15 protein-coding genes are annotated in these 15430 nt (G+C 43.7%); 10 read left to right on the top strand and 5 right to left on the bottom strand.

Annotation, left to right across the window (positions count from 1 at the left end; all coding sequences use genetic code 11):
• Positions 1-95: 95 nt before the first annotated feature.
• Positions 96-395: a hypothetical protein gene (locus tag I3252_RS10135; protein WP_238035102.1), complete on the bottom strand. Its 300-nt coding sequence runs from the start codon at positions 393-395 to the stop codon at positions 96-98.
• Positions 396-679: 284 nt separating this feature from the next.
• On the opposite strand from I3252_RS10135, the gene I3252_RS10130 reads away from it, so the two are divergent.
• Together I3252_RS10130 and I3252_RS10125 are read left to right on the top strand one after the other, a co-directional pair.
• Positions 680-1333: a LysE family translocator gene (locus I3252_RS10130; RefSeq protein WP_238035101.1), complete on the top strand. Its 654-nt coding sequence runs from the start codon at positions 680-682 to the stop codon at positions 1331-1333.
• Positions 1334-1365: 32 nt separating this feature from the next.
• On the top strand, positions 1366-1824 hold the full coding sequence (locus I3252_RS10125) for a hypothetical protein (protein WP_238035100.1): 459 nt from the start codon (positions 1366-1368) through the stop codon (positions 1822-1824).
• 113 nt (positions 1825-1937) lie between these two features.
• Here the strand turns inward: I3252_RS10125 and acnA are convergent, their stop codons facing one another.
• A complete protein-coding gene (gene acnA / locus I3252_RS10120) occupies positions 1938-4736 on the bottom strand; it encodes an aconitate hydratase AcnA (protein ID WP_201540541.1) in 2799 nt (932 codons plus the stop codon).
• 460 nt (positions 4737-5196) lie between these two features.
• Between acnA and I3252_RS10115 the strand changes: the two genes are divergently transcribed.
• Together I3252_RS10115 and I3252_RS10110 are read left to right on the top strand one after the other, a co-directional pair.
• Entirely contained in the window at positions 5197-5913 is a 717-nt protein-coding gene (locus I3252_RS10115) for a metal-dependent hydrolase (protein WP_193007540.1), read from the top strand.
• 45 nt (positions 5914-5958) lie between these two features.
• Entirely contained in the window at positions 5959-6546 is a 588-nt protein-coding gene (locus I3252_RS10110) for a YchJ family protein (RefSeq protein WP_238035099.1), read from the top strand.
• Between the two features lie 35 nt (positions 6547-6581).
• Here the strand turns inward: I3252_RS10110 and I3252_RS10105 are convergent, their stop codons facing one another.
• From I3252_RS10105 to I3252_RS10095, 3 genes are read right to left on the bottom strand one after another with little or no spacing between them, the layout of a single operon-like run.
• Positions 6582-7490, bottom strand: a complete 909-nt coding sequence (locus I3252_RS10105) for a class II glutamine amidotransferase (protein ID WP_238035098.1) — start codon at positions 7488-7490, stop codon at positions 6582-6584.
• The gene (locus tag I3252_RS10100; protein WP_238035097.1) at positions 7491-7802 is read right to left on the bottom strand and encodes a DUF2007 domain-containing protein; all 312 of its coding nucleotides are present in this window, start codon (positions 7800-7802) and stop codon (positions 7491-7493) included.
• Between the two features lie 50 nt (positions 7803-7852).
• Positions 7853-9085: a homoserine kinase gene (locus I3252_RS10095; protein WP_238035096.1), complete on the bottom strand. Its 1233-nt coding sequence runs from the start codon at positions 9083-9085 to the stop codon at positions 7853-7855.
• A 188-nt stretch (positions 9086-9273) separates the two neighbouring features.
• On the opposite strand from I3252_RS10095, the gene hisF reads away from it, so the two are divergent.
• The 6 genes from hisF to glmU all read left to right on the top strand — a co-directional run bounded on the left by hisF (position 9274) and on the right by glmU (position 15246).
• A complete protein-coding gene (gene hisF / locus I3252_RS10090) occupies positions 9274-10056 on the top strand; it encodes an imidazole glycerol phosphate synthase subunit HisF (RefSeq protein WP_238035095.1) in 783 nt (260 codons plus the stop codon).
• Between the two features lie 324 nt (positions 10057-10380).
• Entirely contained in the window at positions 10381-10902 is a 522-nt protein-coding gene (gene ribE, locus I3252_RS10085) for a 6,7-dimethyl-8-ribityllumazine synthase (protein ID WP_045445783.1), read from the top strand.
• Between the two features lie 221 nt (positions 10903-11123).
• Positions 11124-11996 carry a transcription antitermination factor NusB gene (nusB, locus tag I3252_RS10080; protein ID WP_238035094.1) on the top strand — a complete coding sequence of 291 codons (873 nt, stop codon included), beginning with the start codon at positions 11124-11126 and terminating at the stop codon, positions 11994-11996.
• 2 nt (positions 11997-11998) lie between these two features.
• A complete protein-coding gene (gene thiL, locus I3252_RS10075) occupies positions 11999-13024 on the top strand; it encodes a thiamine-phosphate kinase (RefSeq protein WP_087813674.1) in 1026 nt (341 codons plus the stop codon).
• Positions 13025-13027: 3 nt separating this feature from the next.
• Positions 13028-13606 carry a phosphatidylglycerophosphatase A gene (locus tag I3252_RS10070; RefSeq protein WP_238035093.1) on the top strand — a complete coding sequence of 193 codons (579 nt, stop codon included), beginning with the start codon at positions 13028-13030 and terminating at the stop codon, positions 13604-13606.
• Positions 13607-13863: 257 nt separating this feature from the next.
• Positions 13864-15246: a bifunctional UDP-N-acetylglucosamine diphosphorylase/glucosamine-1-phosphate N-acetyltransferase GlmU gene (gene glmU, locus I3252_RS10065; RefSeq protein ID WP_238035092.1), complete on the top strand. Its 1383-nt coding sequence runs from the start codon at positions 13864-13866 to the stop codon at positions 15244-15246.
• Positions 15247-15430: the final 184 nt, after the last annotated feature.

The following is a 15430-nucleotide window of genomic DNA, read 5'->3' as shown; positions in this document are numbered from 1 at the left end:
CCCGTGCTACACGAGCAAATCAAAAAAGACATAGCAAATAAGAACACATACTTATAAATCACATGACTATCCTCTAAAATCGGTAAATTGTCATATCAACGATCATAACAAGAGACAAACTCTCTAATCGCCCAGCCCCAACGCCTGTATTCGCCCTTGTAATAGCCTTCTAAATATACCCACGGACGGTTTTTATTATCATAAGTAGTATCTGTGACATACACCTCGCGATCATTACGCAGCTTATTAATAATCTTGCCATTAGGCTCGTCGCGAATGTTTAGTGGAGTACCCGTCGGATCTGTTACTTTGCAAACTCTCTCGGCATGCGCGGCATTTATCCCAACAGTCATGGCCAAAACAGATACAGCAATGGTATAAGCCAAACGTTTCATCTCAAATCCTTATTATCAACAAATGTCTTATTAATCTCTGATATCTTATCAGAGTTCACATTGCGGTATCTGCGATTTTATAAGATATTTACGTTTTATTGATTTTGAGAAAGACTGAAGCCATAACCTACTTTATGGTTTCTAATATCAGTATTTATTGAATGATTTATTGTATTGCCAACTCTTACGATCCTCGCTACCATCAATCCTATAAGAATTTTATAGAATGTATAAATACTTTATAACATACAAATTTTTAGGCTTAACACAAGGAAGTTTTAACCATGTTCGGGATTGAGAACTATCTAGGGTTTATCATGGCAGCTATCTTGTTAAACCTGACCCCAGGCACGGATAGCATGTACATCATTACCCGTAGTATTTCGCAGGGGCAAACGGCAGGGTTTTATTCTGTGTTGGGTATTACTTCAGGCATTCTGGTGCATACGCTACTGGCTTCGCTAGGATTGTCCGTGTTGCTGGCTAACTCCCCCACGGCATTTATGCTCGTAAAATATATTGGTGCCAGCTATTTGTGCTATCTAGGCGTCAAAATGCTCATAAGTAAACAACAGCCTTTGATAGCCGCGAGTTTGCAGGATGACGGGAAGCCAAAGCCCGTTCAGCCTTTAGATCACTGGCAAATATATAAGCAAGGTGTGCTCACCAATACCTTTAATCCAAAAGTTGCATTATTCTTTTTGGCGTTCTTCCCTCAGTTTATCGATGCCAGTTATGCTTATAGTATGGTGTCGTTCGTCATTTTAGGACTGACCTTTGCTGTCACTGGCTTTATATGGTGCTTGTGCTTAGCATTATTGGCGTCAAAATTCAGTGAAAACCTGAGAAAAAAGCCCTCTATCGAAGCCATTTTAAACAAGATAAGCGGTGTGGTATTTATTGGCTTAGGAATTAGGCTGTTGACTGAGAAAGGTTGAAACCATTGGAATCAATAGCAGAGGAAATAATAATGAACGATGATACTAAGCAAAAAATCACTTTATTACTTGAAGAGTTAATTAATACTCCATGCTCAGAGTCAAGGCAAGTAGCAATAAAGCGTGAACTAGACAAACTGTCTCCTGACCCATTTTGGAGTGACTATATATTCTGGAGCGATGAATATGTAAACGAAGACTTAAGTATCAATTATGAGAAATTTTTTGATAAAATTTCTGAGTATCCAAATTCTCATGAGTATAAAACAAAAAGTCGTATTGTAGAGTTGGCACAAAAACTTATTATTAGAGATTTTTCTGAAATTAGTGAAGTTGATATCGTAAATGAAATCAATAAACTATCTCCTGATATCAGTTGGACGAATTATCTTTTTGTCGATAAGACCTGCTTAAAAAATGACGGCAGCATCGATAAAGAAGCATTCTTAAATAAAATATTTAAGGAGAGCTGGAATGAAAACTTTAGATAGTTCATTGGAATAGATTTGCAGATACGTGTTTCCCTTTTCCCAGATAATAAAAAAGCCCAATCCCCTACTTTGACTGGGATTGGGCTTTTTATCATTCTAAGCTCAATTGACTATTACGCTGCGTTTTTGCTCTCAGCAGCTAACTGACGTAGCACATAGTGCAATACGCCGCCGTGACGCACGTACTCGCGCTCTTTTGGCGTCTGGAGCATCACATTGACATCAAAGCTCTCAGACGAACCATCGGCACGTGTGGCCGTGACTTTGGCGGTCTTACTTTCGCCATTATCTAGACCTGTAATACTAAGCACTTCTGAGCCGTCCAGTTTATAGGTATCAGCATTTTCACCGTCTTTAAAGGTCAATGGCAACACACCCATACCGACGAGGTTTGAGCGGTGAATACGTTCGAACGAGCTAGTCAATACTGCTTTTACGCCAAGCAAAATCGTACCCTTCGCTGCCCAGTCACGGCTAGAGCCAGAACCATATTCTGCGCCGCCAAGTACCACGAGCGGACGCTTGTCTTCTTTATACTTCATTGCCGCATCATAGATGGCCATTTCTTCGCCGTCTTGAAGCGTGGCACTATCACCGTTAAAGTAATAAGTATAACCGCCCTCTTTGCCAGCCATCATGGTATTTTTGATACGGATATTGGCGAAAGTACCACGTGTCATGACTGCGTCATTACCACGGCGTGAGCCATAGCTATTGAAGTCGGCTTGCATCACACCGCGCTCTTGCAAGTACTTACCTGCTGGCGAGTCTGGATCGATATTACCCGCTGGCGAGATATGGTCAGTGGTGATTGAGTCACCGAACAACCCTAAGATGCGTGCGCCTTCGATATCAGGAATACCTTCTGGCTCCATGGTCATACCATCAAAGAACGGCGGGTTTTTAATATAAGTAGACGCTTCGCTCCACGGATATAGCTGGCTATCGGCTGAGCTAATAGCGTTCCATGCGGCACTACCGTCAAACACTTCACCGTAGTTTTTGCGGAACATATCCGCATCGATATTATTGGCAATCAGCTCATTAATCTCATCTGATGTTGGCCAAATATCTTTTAAGAAGACATCTTTGCCATCTTGATCTTGTCCTAACGGCTGCGTCGTTAAGTCAATATCAACCGTACCTGCCAGCGCATAAGCAACTACGAGTGGTGGTGACGCTAAGTAGCTCGCTTTTACATGTGAGTGAATACGACCTTCAAAGTTACGGTTACCTGACAACACGGCAGCAGCGACTAAGTCTTTTTCTTCGATACCTTTTTCAATCGACTCTAAGAGTGGTCCTGAGTTACCGATACAAGTGGTACAACCATAACCCACTAAATAGAAGCCTGTTTTTTCAAGCTCGTCCATTAACTTAGATTTTTCAAGATAATCGGTGACGACTTTCGAACCGGGAGCCAATGAAGTTTTGACCCAAGGCTTGGCTTTTAGACCTTTTGCAGCGGCTTTTTTCGCCACCAAACCCGCACCAATCATCACCGCAGGGTTTGAGGTATTGGTACATGAGGTAATCGCTGCGATAACAACAGAACCATCACGCAATTTATGGCTCTTATCATCGATATTGACGTCAGAGAAAACATTAGGCTTAGCATAGAGTCTATCCGCTTGCTCTTGCTCGCCGCCTTCTTCATCAAAGCGTACCTTGCCTTCGACTTCTGATTTGCGGTCTTTGGTCATTTTTTCTAAAGTTTCGCCAAATTTTTCGTGCATATCAGATAAATTGATACGCTGCTGTGGCAAATTCGGACCGGCAAGTGCAGGCTGTACCGATGATAAATCAAGCTCTAGTTTACTTGAATAAGTTGCCGCTGGGGTATCGGCATCGTGCCATAAACCTTGCGCCTTGGCATACTTTTCAACCAGCTCAATCTGACTTTCTTCACGACCTGATAGACGCAAATAATCAATCGCCATTTGGTCAATCGGGAAAATACCACATGTTGCGCCATATTCTGGTGACATATTGGCAATCGTCGCACGATCCGCCAGTGGCATACTGTGTAAGCCTTCGCCATAAAACTCAACGAATTTACCAACCACACCATGCGCACGCAGCATTTCAACCACGCGCAACACCAAATCCGTCGCAGTAACGCCTTCGGTCAATTTACCTTTTAGCTCAAAGCCGACCACTTGTGGAATCAGCATTGATGACGGTTGACCAAGCATTGCCGCTTCCGCTTCAATACCGCCGACACCCCAACCAAGCACGCCAATGCCATTAATCATCGTCGTGTGACTGTCAGTACCAAATACTGTATCAGGATAAGCCGTCAGCTCACTTTTACCATCAACATTGACATCAGCAGCCATTACAACACGAGCTAAGTATTCAAGGTTAACCTGATGCACAATACCCGTCGCTGGTGGTACGACCACAAAGTTTTTAAACGCATTACGACCCCAATGCAGGAATTCATAACGTTCATTGTTACGTTTAAATTCAATTTTTTCGTTCAAGTCTAGTGCATCTTCTCGGCCATAAGCATCGACTTGTACAGAGTGATCGACAACCAATTCACTTGGGATAAATGGGTTAATTTGCTCAGCACGACCGCCAAGCTCAACCACGGCATCACGCATCGCTGCCAAATCGACAACTGACGGCACACCAGTGAAATCTTGCAAGACCACACGGGCTGGCATAAAGGCGATCTCTTTTGACGCTTCTGCGCCTGCATCCCAGTTAGCAACGGCTTCGATATGGTTTTTGCCGACAGATTGACCATCATCTTCATTACGTAAGAGGTTTTCTAAGACGATTTTCATACAAAATGGCAATTTGCTGATGTGCTCAAAAGTTTCGGTCAGCTTTGGCAAACTGTAATAGGCATGTTCCTTGCCATCGACCGAAATGGTGTCTTTTACATTAAAAATATCACTCATGGTAGCTTCCTTATCGTTGTTATAGATCCTAAGCCCAAACGGTTATAGGTTTATGCTGAGGATTGGTGGCTAGATAGATGATTGTACGAGTTGTATTCAAAATCATTATTATTTGACACAATACAATATAAAGTTGAGTTAACAAAATAGCTAAGCGACTCTTTAGGACTTAACAATAACGCTCTTTTACCATAACAAAACGGCGACGCTTTGTTAACGTCTAGACGTTGTCAAATCGTGGCATAATCGTAAACGTAACAAGGGGTTAACGTTCTATTATTAAGTATCAATATATTTTCCAAAGAAATATTAGAATCAAAGGTAGTGGGTAAACCAGTCGCGGCATACGAGCCTTATCTGTTAGACGTTTGGCTGCGCTATGCTATTATGGTGCGCTTTTTTACCGCTAGGCAAACGCCTCGAAACAATCGTTTCGCGCGCTACTTATTGATGAGTTTTTATGGCAAATTTTAACACCCACCTGAATGTTGCATTTATGGTCAGTGGTACACTCAGTTTGACGGTTTATAAAGCGGGATTGATTGATGATTCGGGATTTTTAGTTTGCGTGGCGCTCGGCACCATCGGTGGGCTGCTGCCTGATTTGGATTCTGACAACTCAACACCGATTAAACTTGGTTTCAATATCACCTCATTTATTTTTGCCTTTGGTTTGGTCATGCATTGGCGCAGTGAGCTCAGTTTGCTTGCCCTGATTGCATTATGGCTAGCAGGCTACGGCTTTATGCGTTATGTGGTTTTCTCTATTTTTACCAACATGACCGTGCATCGCGGTGTGATTCACTCCGTGCCTTATATGGCAATTTTGGGTTTGGGGCTGACTTATTTAAGCTACTACGTCTTGCACCTCCCATTAACGGCAAGCTGGTTTTACGGTTTATTTTTATTCGGTGGCGCGCTAGTGCATTTGACATTGGACGAGCTATATAGTGTTAACTTATCGAATATGAAAATGAAGCGCTCATCAGGTACAGCGATGAAGTTTTATCAGCCTAAAGATAAGTGGTGGTATTTATTACTCTATACACTGCTCGCCATGTTGGTCTATTTTGCACCACCGTTTGATGCATTTTGGCAGCAGCTGCGTGACCCAGCACCATGGGCACAGCTAAAAGTTGGCATATTGCCAGAACTGATAAAAAGCATGCTGCGATAAAGATACGGTAAAGCAGTAAAACCCAAGCGAAAATGAGAATAAAACATGCAACCTAATCTACACGTTTGCCCTTGCCAAATTCATCCATCATCAAGCGCTATCAGCTCACCACTACTGTATAAAGATTGCTGTCAGCCTTATCATGAGGCTGTTTATAATGATACTCTTTATAATGGTGAGGTTGGCAAAGCAGAGGGTATAAAAGCGGAGACAGCCGAACGTCTCATGCGCACGCGCTATAGTGCCTTTGTGTTGATTAAGCCAGAATATATCGTCAAGACTACGCTACCTGCACAGCAAAACTTGTTGGATATCAAGGCGATTGAATCGTGGGCAAAAGAGACAAATTGGGCAGGATTAGAAATCGTAGCGCACATGCCAAAGCTAGGCAAACGCCATGCGCAAGTTGAGTTTAAGGCTTATTTCAAGTCAACTAATAATGCAAATAATTTAGAAGAGAAAGTGCAGGCGCATCATGAATTGTCTGCCTTTGTGAAGGTGACAGACAAAATCAATAATGATGCACACTGGTACTTTTTAGATCCGACCGTCACTATGAACGTCACGCAGAAACAGCCGTGTATTTGCGGGTCGGGTGAGAAGTTTAAGCGGTGTTGTGGCGCTTATATCTAACTAATATTTAGTCAATATTAAATATTTTATAACTTCTAAACACTCGCCCCAACCGACCGCGCTACCGCAATCCCTTCCTCAATCGTCAAAAACTTGCGCTGGCTTGGGCTGTCTTTATAAATGACGTCCCCATCTTGAAATATCAGGCATTCATTAACTGCCAGCTGTTGCCATTTCTCATTTTCAGTGAGAGGCACTGTCACTAGTATCGTCACTTTGTCGGTATCTGTCGTCACATCACCAAAGTTAATGGCTAAATCATCATCTGCCAATTTCGCTTCACCAAATGGTGCTTGACGCGTGAGATAAAACAATAAACTCCCCGCATAAGCCAATTGCCAACTGCCATTCGATATCAAGCAATTAAACAACCCATTGGCGGATAAATAACGACATTGGGTAGTCAAAAAATTAAACAGCGTTTGGTCATCAGGACGCGATTTAAAGCTACTTTTTAGGCGATTAACAAGGTAGCAAAACGCCATCTCAGAATCGGTATTACCGACTGGCTGGCAATGTGAGGCGTTGCCGTTGTCTTGCAAGCGCTGACAGCGTTTGATAAATTCGCTATTCATCTGACCGTTATGCGCAAACACCCACTGCTCACCCCAGACTTCACGGACAAAGGGATGGGTGTTCGCCAAGCAATTTTGCCCTTGGGTCGCTTTACGAATATGAGCGATGACATTCATGGCTTTGATTGGATAGTTATTAACCAAATCAGCCACGGGCGATAAATGGCTTGGGCGATTGTCATGGAATAAGCGTAGACCAGTGGAAGCATTCTCTGGTTTGTCACTATTAGTGCACTCACTACGCTCAAAAAATGCAATACCAAAGCCATCTTCATGACTATCAGTCATGCCACCGCGACGACGAAACCCTGCAAAGCTAAAACCAATATCGGTTGGGGTATTACAGTTCATTCCTAGGAGTTGACACATTTATACTTTACCGCCGTTATTGTCATCTTGTGCAGGATTTAAAGCAGGGTTAATTTTGGCTGCTGACGTTTCATCAAACACCTCATAAGGCGTTGCCCCGTCGGTATCAATATTCGCCAAAATGCGCTGTGCATGCGCCAAATCAGTATCCTGTACCCACAACACAATCCCAGAATTCATACCCGGCATTGCGCTCAGCGGTTGCAGAGACACCGTAATACCATTGTTACGAAGCAGATTGGCATGCAGTTCACCTTGCATATTGGTGTCGTAGCGTGCCAGTTTGTGCCAGTTATCAACTTGATCGGTCATGATAAATTCCTTCTAGATATTTACAAATATAACTCGTTGCGATCATTCTATTAGCAACCGAAACCTTGTGACCAATTAATTTGATTTAACGGATAAGCATCAATATGGAAACCGTTTGGATACTCTTTAAAGCCAGATTGTGATTTTAATTGCTCAATAGCAGCTTGTGCTTGTTGCTCAGTCGCAAACACACCAATTATCTTGAAATCTTCGACATCGTTATTTTTATCATCATCTTTATAACGCGCATGCTCTAGTACAAACACTGTACTTTGCACTTTTTCAACATGTGACCAATGATAAGCGGCAAGGCGCTTCATCAGGTCAGGATTTTTGACCATGATATTATCGCCCGTACGTCCTTCGGTACGGTTATAGTGAATAACGTTGAGACGTAATAGCCAAAAAATCACCGCCGCTTTGGCGAGCATCACTGGTAAAGCGCGTTTTTCATCTTCACCGAGCATGCGTTTCGACTCATAACCTTGTAAGAAAGCCGCCATTTTGCTGCGGTCAAAATTCACCGACTCGCCTTGTTCAGCCATACCCCAAGTGGTACAAAAGTCATTAATCGTAATAGCAATATCCATCACATAGTGCTCGACGCTAACTTCGGTAAAGTCCAATAAACCTGTTAAACGTTCTTCACCTGCTTGTAGATTCCACAAGGTATTATCAGCAAACATATCTAAATGACATAAGCCTTTTGGCAAAGTGGCAAGCGGCAAATCCGTATAAGACTGCCAAATATCACTCATCAATTTGGCTTCGTCAGCTGGCATAAACTGCCTTTCACGATCGCGCACATCACTCCATGGATATAAAGGCACGCCATATTCTTCCGCAGGTTGCAGCTGTTGTAGCGTTTCATGCAATACTGCCAAAGACGCACCAATTTCATGACACATCGCTTGCGTCGTCTGCTGTGGATGCGAACCTGCTAGGCATGGCACTAAGGTAATCGCTTTATTGTCATAGCGTATGACATAGCATTTTTCTGCGCTATCAGCGCCTAAATCAAGCAATGCTAACGGCGCAGCGACCGGTAACTTACCGTCCAATTGATTTAAGATGACCGCCATCTTTTCGATGTCTTCTGGTGGACGCTCTTCAAATAAGGTAAATACATAAGAGTGTGCTCCATCTACATCGTCAGTCGTCTGAATAAACCAGTTAGAGTTTTTGATACCTTGGGTGATCGGAATGGCGCGCGCGAACGAGACGCCAAAGCGTTGGCAAAAGGCGGCAAACTGAGAATTGGTTAACTGGGTATAGACGGACATGACATCTCACTTTTGGCAATTAAATAAAAAGTTAAATAGGCTGAATTTAAACAGCAATGGCGACAATTGTAACGCGCATGAGCAAAAGACAGCGAAAAGCATAATAATCTTGCGAAAATCTGCCTGATATGGCAGTGATTTTGCTAGACTAGCGCATTGAGAGAATTGATTATAAGGTGAAAACCCCTATGTTAGCAAAGCGTATCATTCCTTGTTTGGACGTTGATAATGGCCGCGTGGTCAAAGGCGTACAATTTGTTGATATTAAAGACGCCGGCGACCCTGTCGAAGTAGCAAAACGCTATAATGAGCAAGGTGCCGATGAGATTACTTTTTTGGACATTACGGCCACCAACGACGAGCGCGATACTACCTATCATACGGTCGAACGCATGGCGGAAACGGTATTTGTACCATTAACCGTTGGCGGCGGCGTACGTAAAATCGCTGATATTCGTAATTTGCTCAATGCGGGCGCGGATAAAGTGGCGATTAATTCAGCAGCCGTCTTTACGCCAGAATTCGTTGGCGAAGCCTCGCAAAAATTCGGCAATCAATGTATCGTCGTTGCAATCGACGCCAAACGCGTCGCGGATATTGACGTTGATGGCATTCTCGTACCACGTTGGGAGATTTTTACCCACGGTGGTCGCAAGCCAACGGGCATTGACGCAGTTGCTTGGGCAATTAAAATGGCTGAGCTCGGTGCTGGTGAATTGTTAGTCACCTCAATGGACGGTGATGGCACTAAAAAAGGCTATGATTTAGCATTAATGAATCAAATCACTAGCCGTGTAAATGTGCCTGTCATTGCCTCAGGCGGCGTCGGTAACCTGCAGCATTTAGCAGAAGGCGTATTAGAAGGCGGCGTCGACGCCGTACTTGCTGCCAGTATTTTTCACTTCGGTGAGTATACCGTGCAAGAAGCCAAAGCATATATGGCAGCACAAGGTATACAGATGCGCTTATAGTCGCTTTCTATAATAGTTGCTTTCTAGGTAAACCAGCATATAAATCAGTTACGTTGTGAGTTTCACTTAGCCTATTATTTGTCGTACTTTCACGCGCCTTTCTTGTATCTAAATGATATTGAACCGACTATACAACCTATTGGTAAAGTGCAAATAAATTAGAAAAAAATGTTATCATAGCGCTAACCACTTATTTTCGTTCATTTAACTGTCAATTCGTTTGATTACTGGCTAATCAAACATGCTATTTGAACTTAGCATTATATTTAGCTCATCACTTATTCCTACATTTTAATTAAAAGCCCATTCGGCAAAGGATTTTTTATGTCAAATCTACAACAGCAGCGCAATGACGTGACTCATATCGATGGTAATTTACATCAAAACAAAGACGTTCGTATTGGTATCGTCGTCGGTCGTTTTAATGGTTTTGTGGTTGAATCATTGGTAGATGGCGCAATTGATGCGCTACTACGTCACGGTGTATTGGGTAGCAACATCACCGTAATCCGTGTACCTGGTGCTTTTGAATTGCCATTGGTTGCCCAACGTGCCGCTGAGTCTGATCGCTTTGACGCCATCGTTGCTTTAGGTGCGATTATCCGTGGTAGCACGCCGCATTTTGATTTCGTTGCAAGCGAATCTGCAAAAGGCTTAAGCGCGGTAGCTATGGACTACAATATCCCAGTTGCCAATGGCGTACTGACGACTGACAGCATTGAGCAAGCGATTGAGCGTGCTGGCACGAAAGCGGGTAACAAAGGCTCAGAAGCGGCAATGGTTGTACTAGAAATGCTTGCGGTACTATCACAGTTAGATATTGAAGATGACAGTGAAGACGCTTAATCAAGCCATCATTTGATAGGCTGTTTGTTATTTAATGAGCGCTGTGGTTCTTATGAGCTTTCGTTTTTATCGAGACCACAGCGTCAGTGTTACAAAAACTGTTACCAAGTACGCTACAAAACTTGACTGGCAAAGCCTGCCAGCTAACTACTATTTAACATTTTATTTTAAACCTTTTATCTTAAAAACTTTTTATCTTAGCAACTAGGTATAGACCCCCTATGACTGACCAACTCAAGCGCGCTATCAGCGCTGCGAAAACCGCCCAAACCAATGATAAACAAGCTGAAGCCACGCGCATCGCGAGCAGCAGTGCGGGTGATCAAATCTTCGATATGAGTGAGTCTTCTTACAAGACCAGTCACACCGCTATCCGTAAAGCGCGACGCTTTGCGATGCAAGGTCTATACGAATGGCTCGTCACTGACCGCCGCTTCGATATCGATGGTAAGCTTGGCTGGAAAGACAATGCCCCACACGATATCGCTGCTCGTACCCGCGCGACCAATGCCATGCATACCGTACATATTGGCTATTATCATGAAATGATGCGTGACATCCCAGAGCAGATCGAGGCGCTAGATATCCTTATCTCTCAGCATCTTGACCGTGAAATCGATAAATTGGACACCGTTGAACACGCCATTTTATTGATTGGTGCTTACGAGCTACAAAACCGCTTAGAAATTCCTTATAAAGTGGTACTTGACGAAGCGATGAAGCTGAATAATCACTTTGGCGCTACTGACGCGCATAAATTGATTAATGCCGTCCTTGATAAAATGGCGGTAGAGCTACGTGCTATTGAAGTAGAAGCAGATAGCAAAGCCAATTTACGCACCTCACAAAAAGCGGCTGCTAAACCTGTAATAAAAGCGGATACCAATGCAGAAAATAATGCCGATATAGAAGATAGTGCTGATACAGCTGCCATTGAAGAAAAATCAACTACTTCAAACAAGCCTCGTATTAGCGCCAATAATACTACTGTCAAACGCAATAGCGCTAGTAAGGCTACTGCCAATATTAGTGACTTTAAAGCGAGCAAAAAAGCGATTGAAACAGACCGCATTGATGCAGACAGCAAAGACTAATCATGAATGAGTTTGAGCTGATTGAGCGTATATTCTCCCAAATGCAAGCTGCGCAGTCATTGTCTAGCAGTGTTGACAAAGGCATCGGTGATGATGCCGCGGTGATGAGCTTGCCTGCAGGCGCGCGCTTGGTCAGCTGTATTGATACGCTGGTTCAAGGTCGACATTTTAGCGCTGACTGGGAGCAAGTAAATAAGCTGGCATTTACCATCGGTTATAAATCCGTGGCAGTGAACGTCTCAGATATTGCCGCTATGGGTGCAACTCCGCATAGTATTCTACTGGCATTAGCTTTGCCTGAGCGCTTGGCAAATGAGCACTGGTTAAGTGAATTTGCTAAAGGCTTATTTCATGCTTGCCAGCTATTTGGGGTGACGCTGATTGGGGGTGATACCACGCGCAGCGACAATTTAGTTCTTAGTGTCAGCGCGCAAGGGTTACTCACCAAAGAGACGCCAGCCGTCTACCGTTCAGGCGCGCAAGTTGGCGACAAACTCTATGTCTCAGGCACGCTTGGCGATGCCGCTTATGCGCTACAGCATCCTGATACTGCTATCGGTATTGAGCTTGCACATCGTCTACATATGCCAACGCCGCGTATTGCACTGGGTGCAGAACTAGCAAAAATCGGTGCGACGGCAATGATAGATATTTCTGATGGTCTGTATCAAGACATTGGACATATCTGCCAACAAAGCAGCGTTAGTATGCGCATTCATCTCGATCAGCTACCTACTAGCAAAGCACTGGCAAAAGCTGAGTTAACTGAGCGCTTGTTGTGCCAGCTGACTGGCGGTGATGATTATGAATTGGCTTTTACTTTGCCTGCTCATATTGAACCACCTGTTAATGACAGTAGCAACACGCCTGTCACCTGTATCGGCGAAGTAATAGCCGTAAACGACACAGATGCGGCTGCGAATTTACGCGTAGCGCTCTTTTATCAAGGACAGCCTGTCACATCCACTCATCCCGCCCCCTTTACTACTTGGCCCAATCTGACGGGTTACCAACATTTTGCAGGTTAACCCATGATTGATCACAACCTATCTAAGCCTGATATCCGTAAAGCCAATGATTGCCCGCCTCTTCCCATCGATGCCAATATGCTTGACCGCGTAGTTTATTGGCTTGGGTTAGGTTTGGGTAGTGGTCTGCCTCGCCGTGCACCCGGTACTTGGGGCACGGTTGGTGGCTTAATCGTCGCGATACCATTGCTAAGCTTAGGATTCGTGCCATTTTTGATTATTACCATTCTCTCTTGTGTGATTGGTAGTTGGATATGCGGTCGTACCTCAGAGCTAATGGGTGGTCATGATAACCCGCATATCGTCTGGGATGAATGGGCAGGCATGTGGCTTACTCTACTGCCGCTGTCTTATATGGGTATCGCTGACGGTAATTTTTGGCAAAATATCGCCCAAACCTCTTCTATTGTTGCCATTATTATCACCTTTATATTATTCCGCTTTTTTGACATTATTAAGCCACCACCGATTGGCTGGGCAGATAAAAAAGTCGCAGGCGGCCTAGGTATCATGCTTGATGACATCATCGCAGGTATCATGGCAGCAGCCGTTTGGATCATTATTTATACCACCATCCTTTAATTGTTAAATTAGCCTCGCTTTTATATAAGCGACGGTCTTTCATAACCGATTGTCGTTTATAGTCCATCGTTTTTTTGACTCGTCCACTTTTTTAGTAATGCGTTTGTGACGATAGCCAATTTATCAGCAAGCTACCATTAAATGGTAAGCCCATGACAAGCAACGTAAGTTACAAAGATGTCACGACATAGCGTTTTAGTTAAATGACGGTTTGCGTTATAATTTGAAATTATATTTTGTTACATTTGTAGGCTATTATGACAACTCCCCTCTCGGTAATCATCCTCGCTGCTGGCAAAGGCACGCGTATGCAGTCGGCTAAGCCAAAAGTGCTACAGACATTGGCTGGTAAGTCGTTATTGGGTCATGTCCTTGATACATGTCATCAATTAACGGTTGATGACACCATTATTGTTCATGGTTTTGGTGGCGAGCAAGTCCAAGCAGATATCAATGCTCAATATGCGCATCTGCCTATTACTTGGGTTGCTCAGACTGAGCAATTAGGTACTGGACATGCGGTTAAAGTGACCCTGTCGGAATTACCCAAAGAAGGGCAAAGCCTGATTCTCTATGGTGATGTGCCATTAGTCAGCTGCCAGACATTAGCAACACTACAAGCGGCTAACACCGAGGGCATGTCAATGTTGACATTGACCGTAGATAATCCTTTTGGTCTCGGTCGTATCAAACGTGACAAAGACGGCAACATCGAAGCCATCGTCGAGCAAAAAGATGCCAACGCCGATGAGCAGAAAATCCAAGAGATTAATAGCGGTATTTACTGCGTCGATAATGCGTTATTACATAAATACCTGCCAAAGCTGTCTAATGACAATGCGCAGCAAGAATACTATCTGACGGATATTGTCAAAATGGCGGTCGCTGAAGGCATTAATATTGTCGCGATTGAGCCTGAGCATACCTTTGAGATTGAAGGCGTCAACAACCGCCAACAGCTCGCTAGCTTAGAGCGCACTTGGCAAGGCAAACTGGTCGCCGACTTACAAGAAGCGGGCGTGCAGTTTGCTGATCCAAGTCGCGTTGATATTCGCGGTACCTTGACTGCAGGTCAAGACGTGTTTGTCGATGTGGGTGTGGTATTCGAGGGTGATTGTGTCTTAGGTGACAATGTTTATATCGAAGCGGGCTGTGTCATCAAAAACGCCCACATTGGTAATGCCTGCCACATAAAACCTTATTGCGTGATTGATCGCGCTGAGATTGGGGCAGGTGTTGATGTCGGTCCTTTCGCCCATTTGCGTCCTGAAACCGTACTGTCTGATAACAGTAAAGTTGGTAATTTCGTCGAGATTAAAAAATCAACGGTCGGTCATGGTAGCAAGGTTAATCACTTGAGTTATATCGGTGATGCGACCATTGGTACAGATGTCAATGTCGGTGCAGGCGTCATTACTTGTAATTATGATGGTGTCAATAAATCACAAACTATCATTGAAGACAATGCCTTCATTGGCTCGAACTCAAGTTTAGTGGCACCTGTGACTATTGGTGATACCGCTACGGTTGCCGCAGGTTCAGTGATTACTAAAGACGTCGACAGTAAAGCATTAGCCTTTGGACGGGCACGACAAACTCAGAAAAACGACTTTCAGCGTCCGACCAAAAAGTCAAAATAGCAATGGTCAATCACCAGCATTTTGAACAGTATCTATTGAAGTAATACTAAGCAGCATGACAATTTTTGTGATGCTGCTTCCTTATATTTATAACATCAAAATTGTTAGTATAAAAGCTCTGCCAGTATGGACTTCTATTATTTATTGACTGAACATTATCGCCTCTCAAAGCATTTGAGCGGTT

Origin of the sequence: Psychrobacter sp. Ps4 (genome assembly GCF_022129285.1) — a bacterium.
Lineage (GTDB): Bacteria > Pseudomonadota > Gammaproteobacteria > Pseudomonadales > Moraxellaceae > Psychrobacter > Psychrobacter immobilis_A.
This window is presented reverse-complemented; position numbering and strand designations above follow the sequence as displayed.

Coding starts and splice junctions, on each gene's coding strand:
- I3252_RS10135 (WP_238035102.1), bottom strand. CDS start 395: ATGAAACGTTTGGCTTATACCATTGCTGTATCTGTTTTGGCCATGACT.
- I3252_RS10130 (WP_238035101.1), top strand. CDS start 680: ATGTTCGGGATTGAGAACTATCTAGGGTTTATCATGGCAGCTATCTTG.
- I3252_RS10125 (WP_238035100.1), top strand. CDS start 1,366: ATGAACGATGATACTAAGCAAAAAATCACTTTATTACTTGAAGAGTTA.
- acnA (WP_201540541.1), bottom strand. CDS start 4,736: ATGAGTGATATTTTTAATGTAAAAGACACCATTTCGGTCGATGGCAAG.
- I3252_RS10115 (WP_193007540.1), top strand. CDS start 5,197: ATGGCAAATTTTAACACCCACCTGAATGTTGCATTTATGGTCAGTGGT.
- I3252_RS10110 (WP_238035099.1), top strand. CDS start 5,959: ATGCAACCTAATCTACACGTTTGCCCTTGCCAAATTCATCCATCATCA.
- I3252_RS10105 (WP_238035098.1), bottom strand. CDS start 7,490: ATGTGTCAACTCCTAGGAATGAACTGTAATACCCCAACCGATATTGGT.
- I3252_RS10100 (WP_238035097.1), bottom strand. CDS start 7,802: ATGACCGATCAAGTTGATAACTGGCACAAACTGGCACGCTACGACACC.
- I3252_RS10095 (WP_238035096.1), bottom strand. CDS start 9,085: ATGTCCGTCTATACCCAGTTAACCAATTCTCAGTTTGCCGCCTTTTGC.
- hisF (WP_238035095.1), top strand. CDS start 9,274: ATGTTAGCAAAGCGTATCATTCCTTGTTTGGACGTTGATAATGGCCGC.
- ribE (WP_045445783.1), top strand. CDS start 10,381: ATGTCAAATCTACAACAGCAGCGCAATGACGTGACTCATATCGATGGT.
- nusB (WP_238035094.1), top strand. CDS start 11,124: ATGACTGACCAACTCAAGCGCGCTATCAGCGCTGCGAAAACCGCCCAA.
- thiL (WP_087813674.1), top strand. CDS start 11,999: ATGAATGAGTTTGAGCTGATTGAGCGTATATTCTCCCAAATGCAAGCT.
- I3252_RS10070 (WP_238035093.1), top strand. CDS start 13,028: ATGATTGATCACAACCTATCTAAGCCTGATATCCGTAAAGCCAATGAT.
- glmU (WP_238035092.1), top strand. CDS start 13,864: ATGACAACTCCCCTCTCGGTAATCATCCTCGCTGCTGGCAAAGGCACG.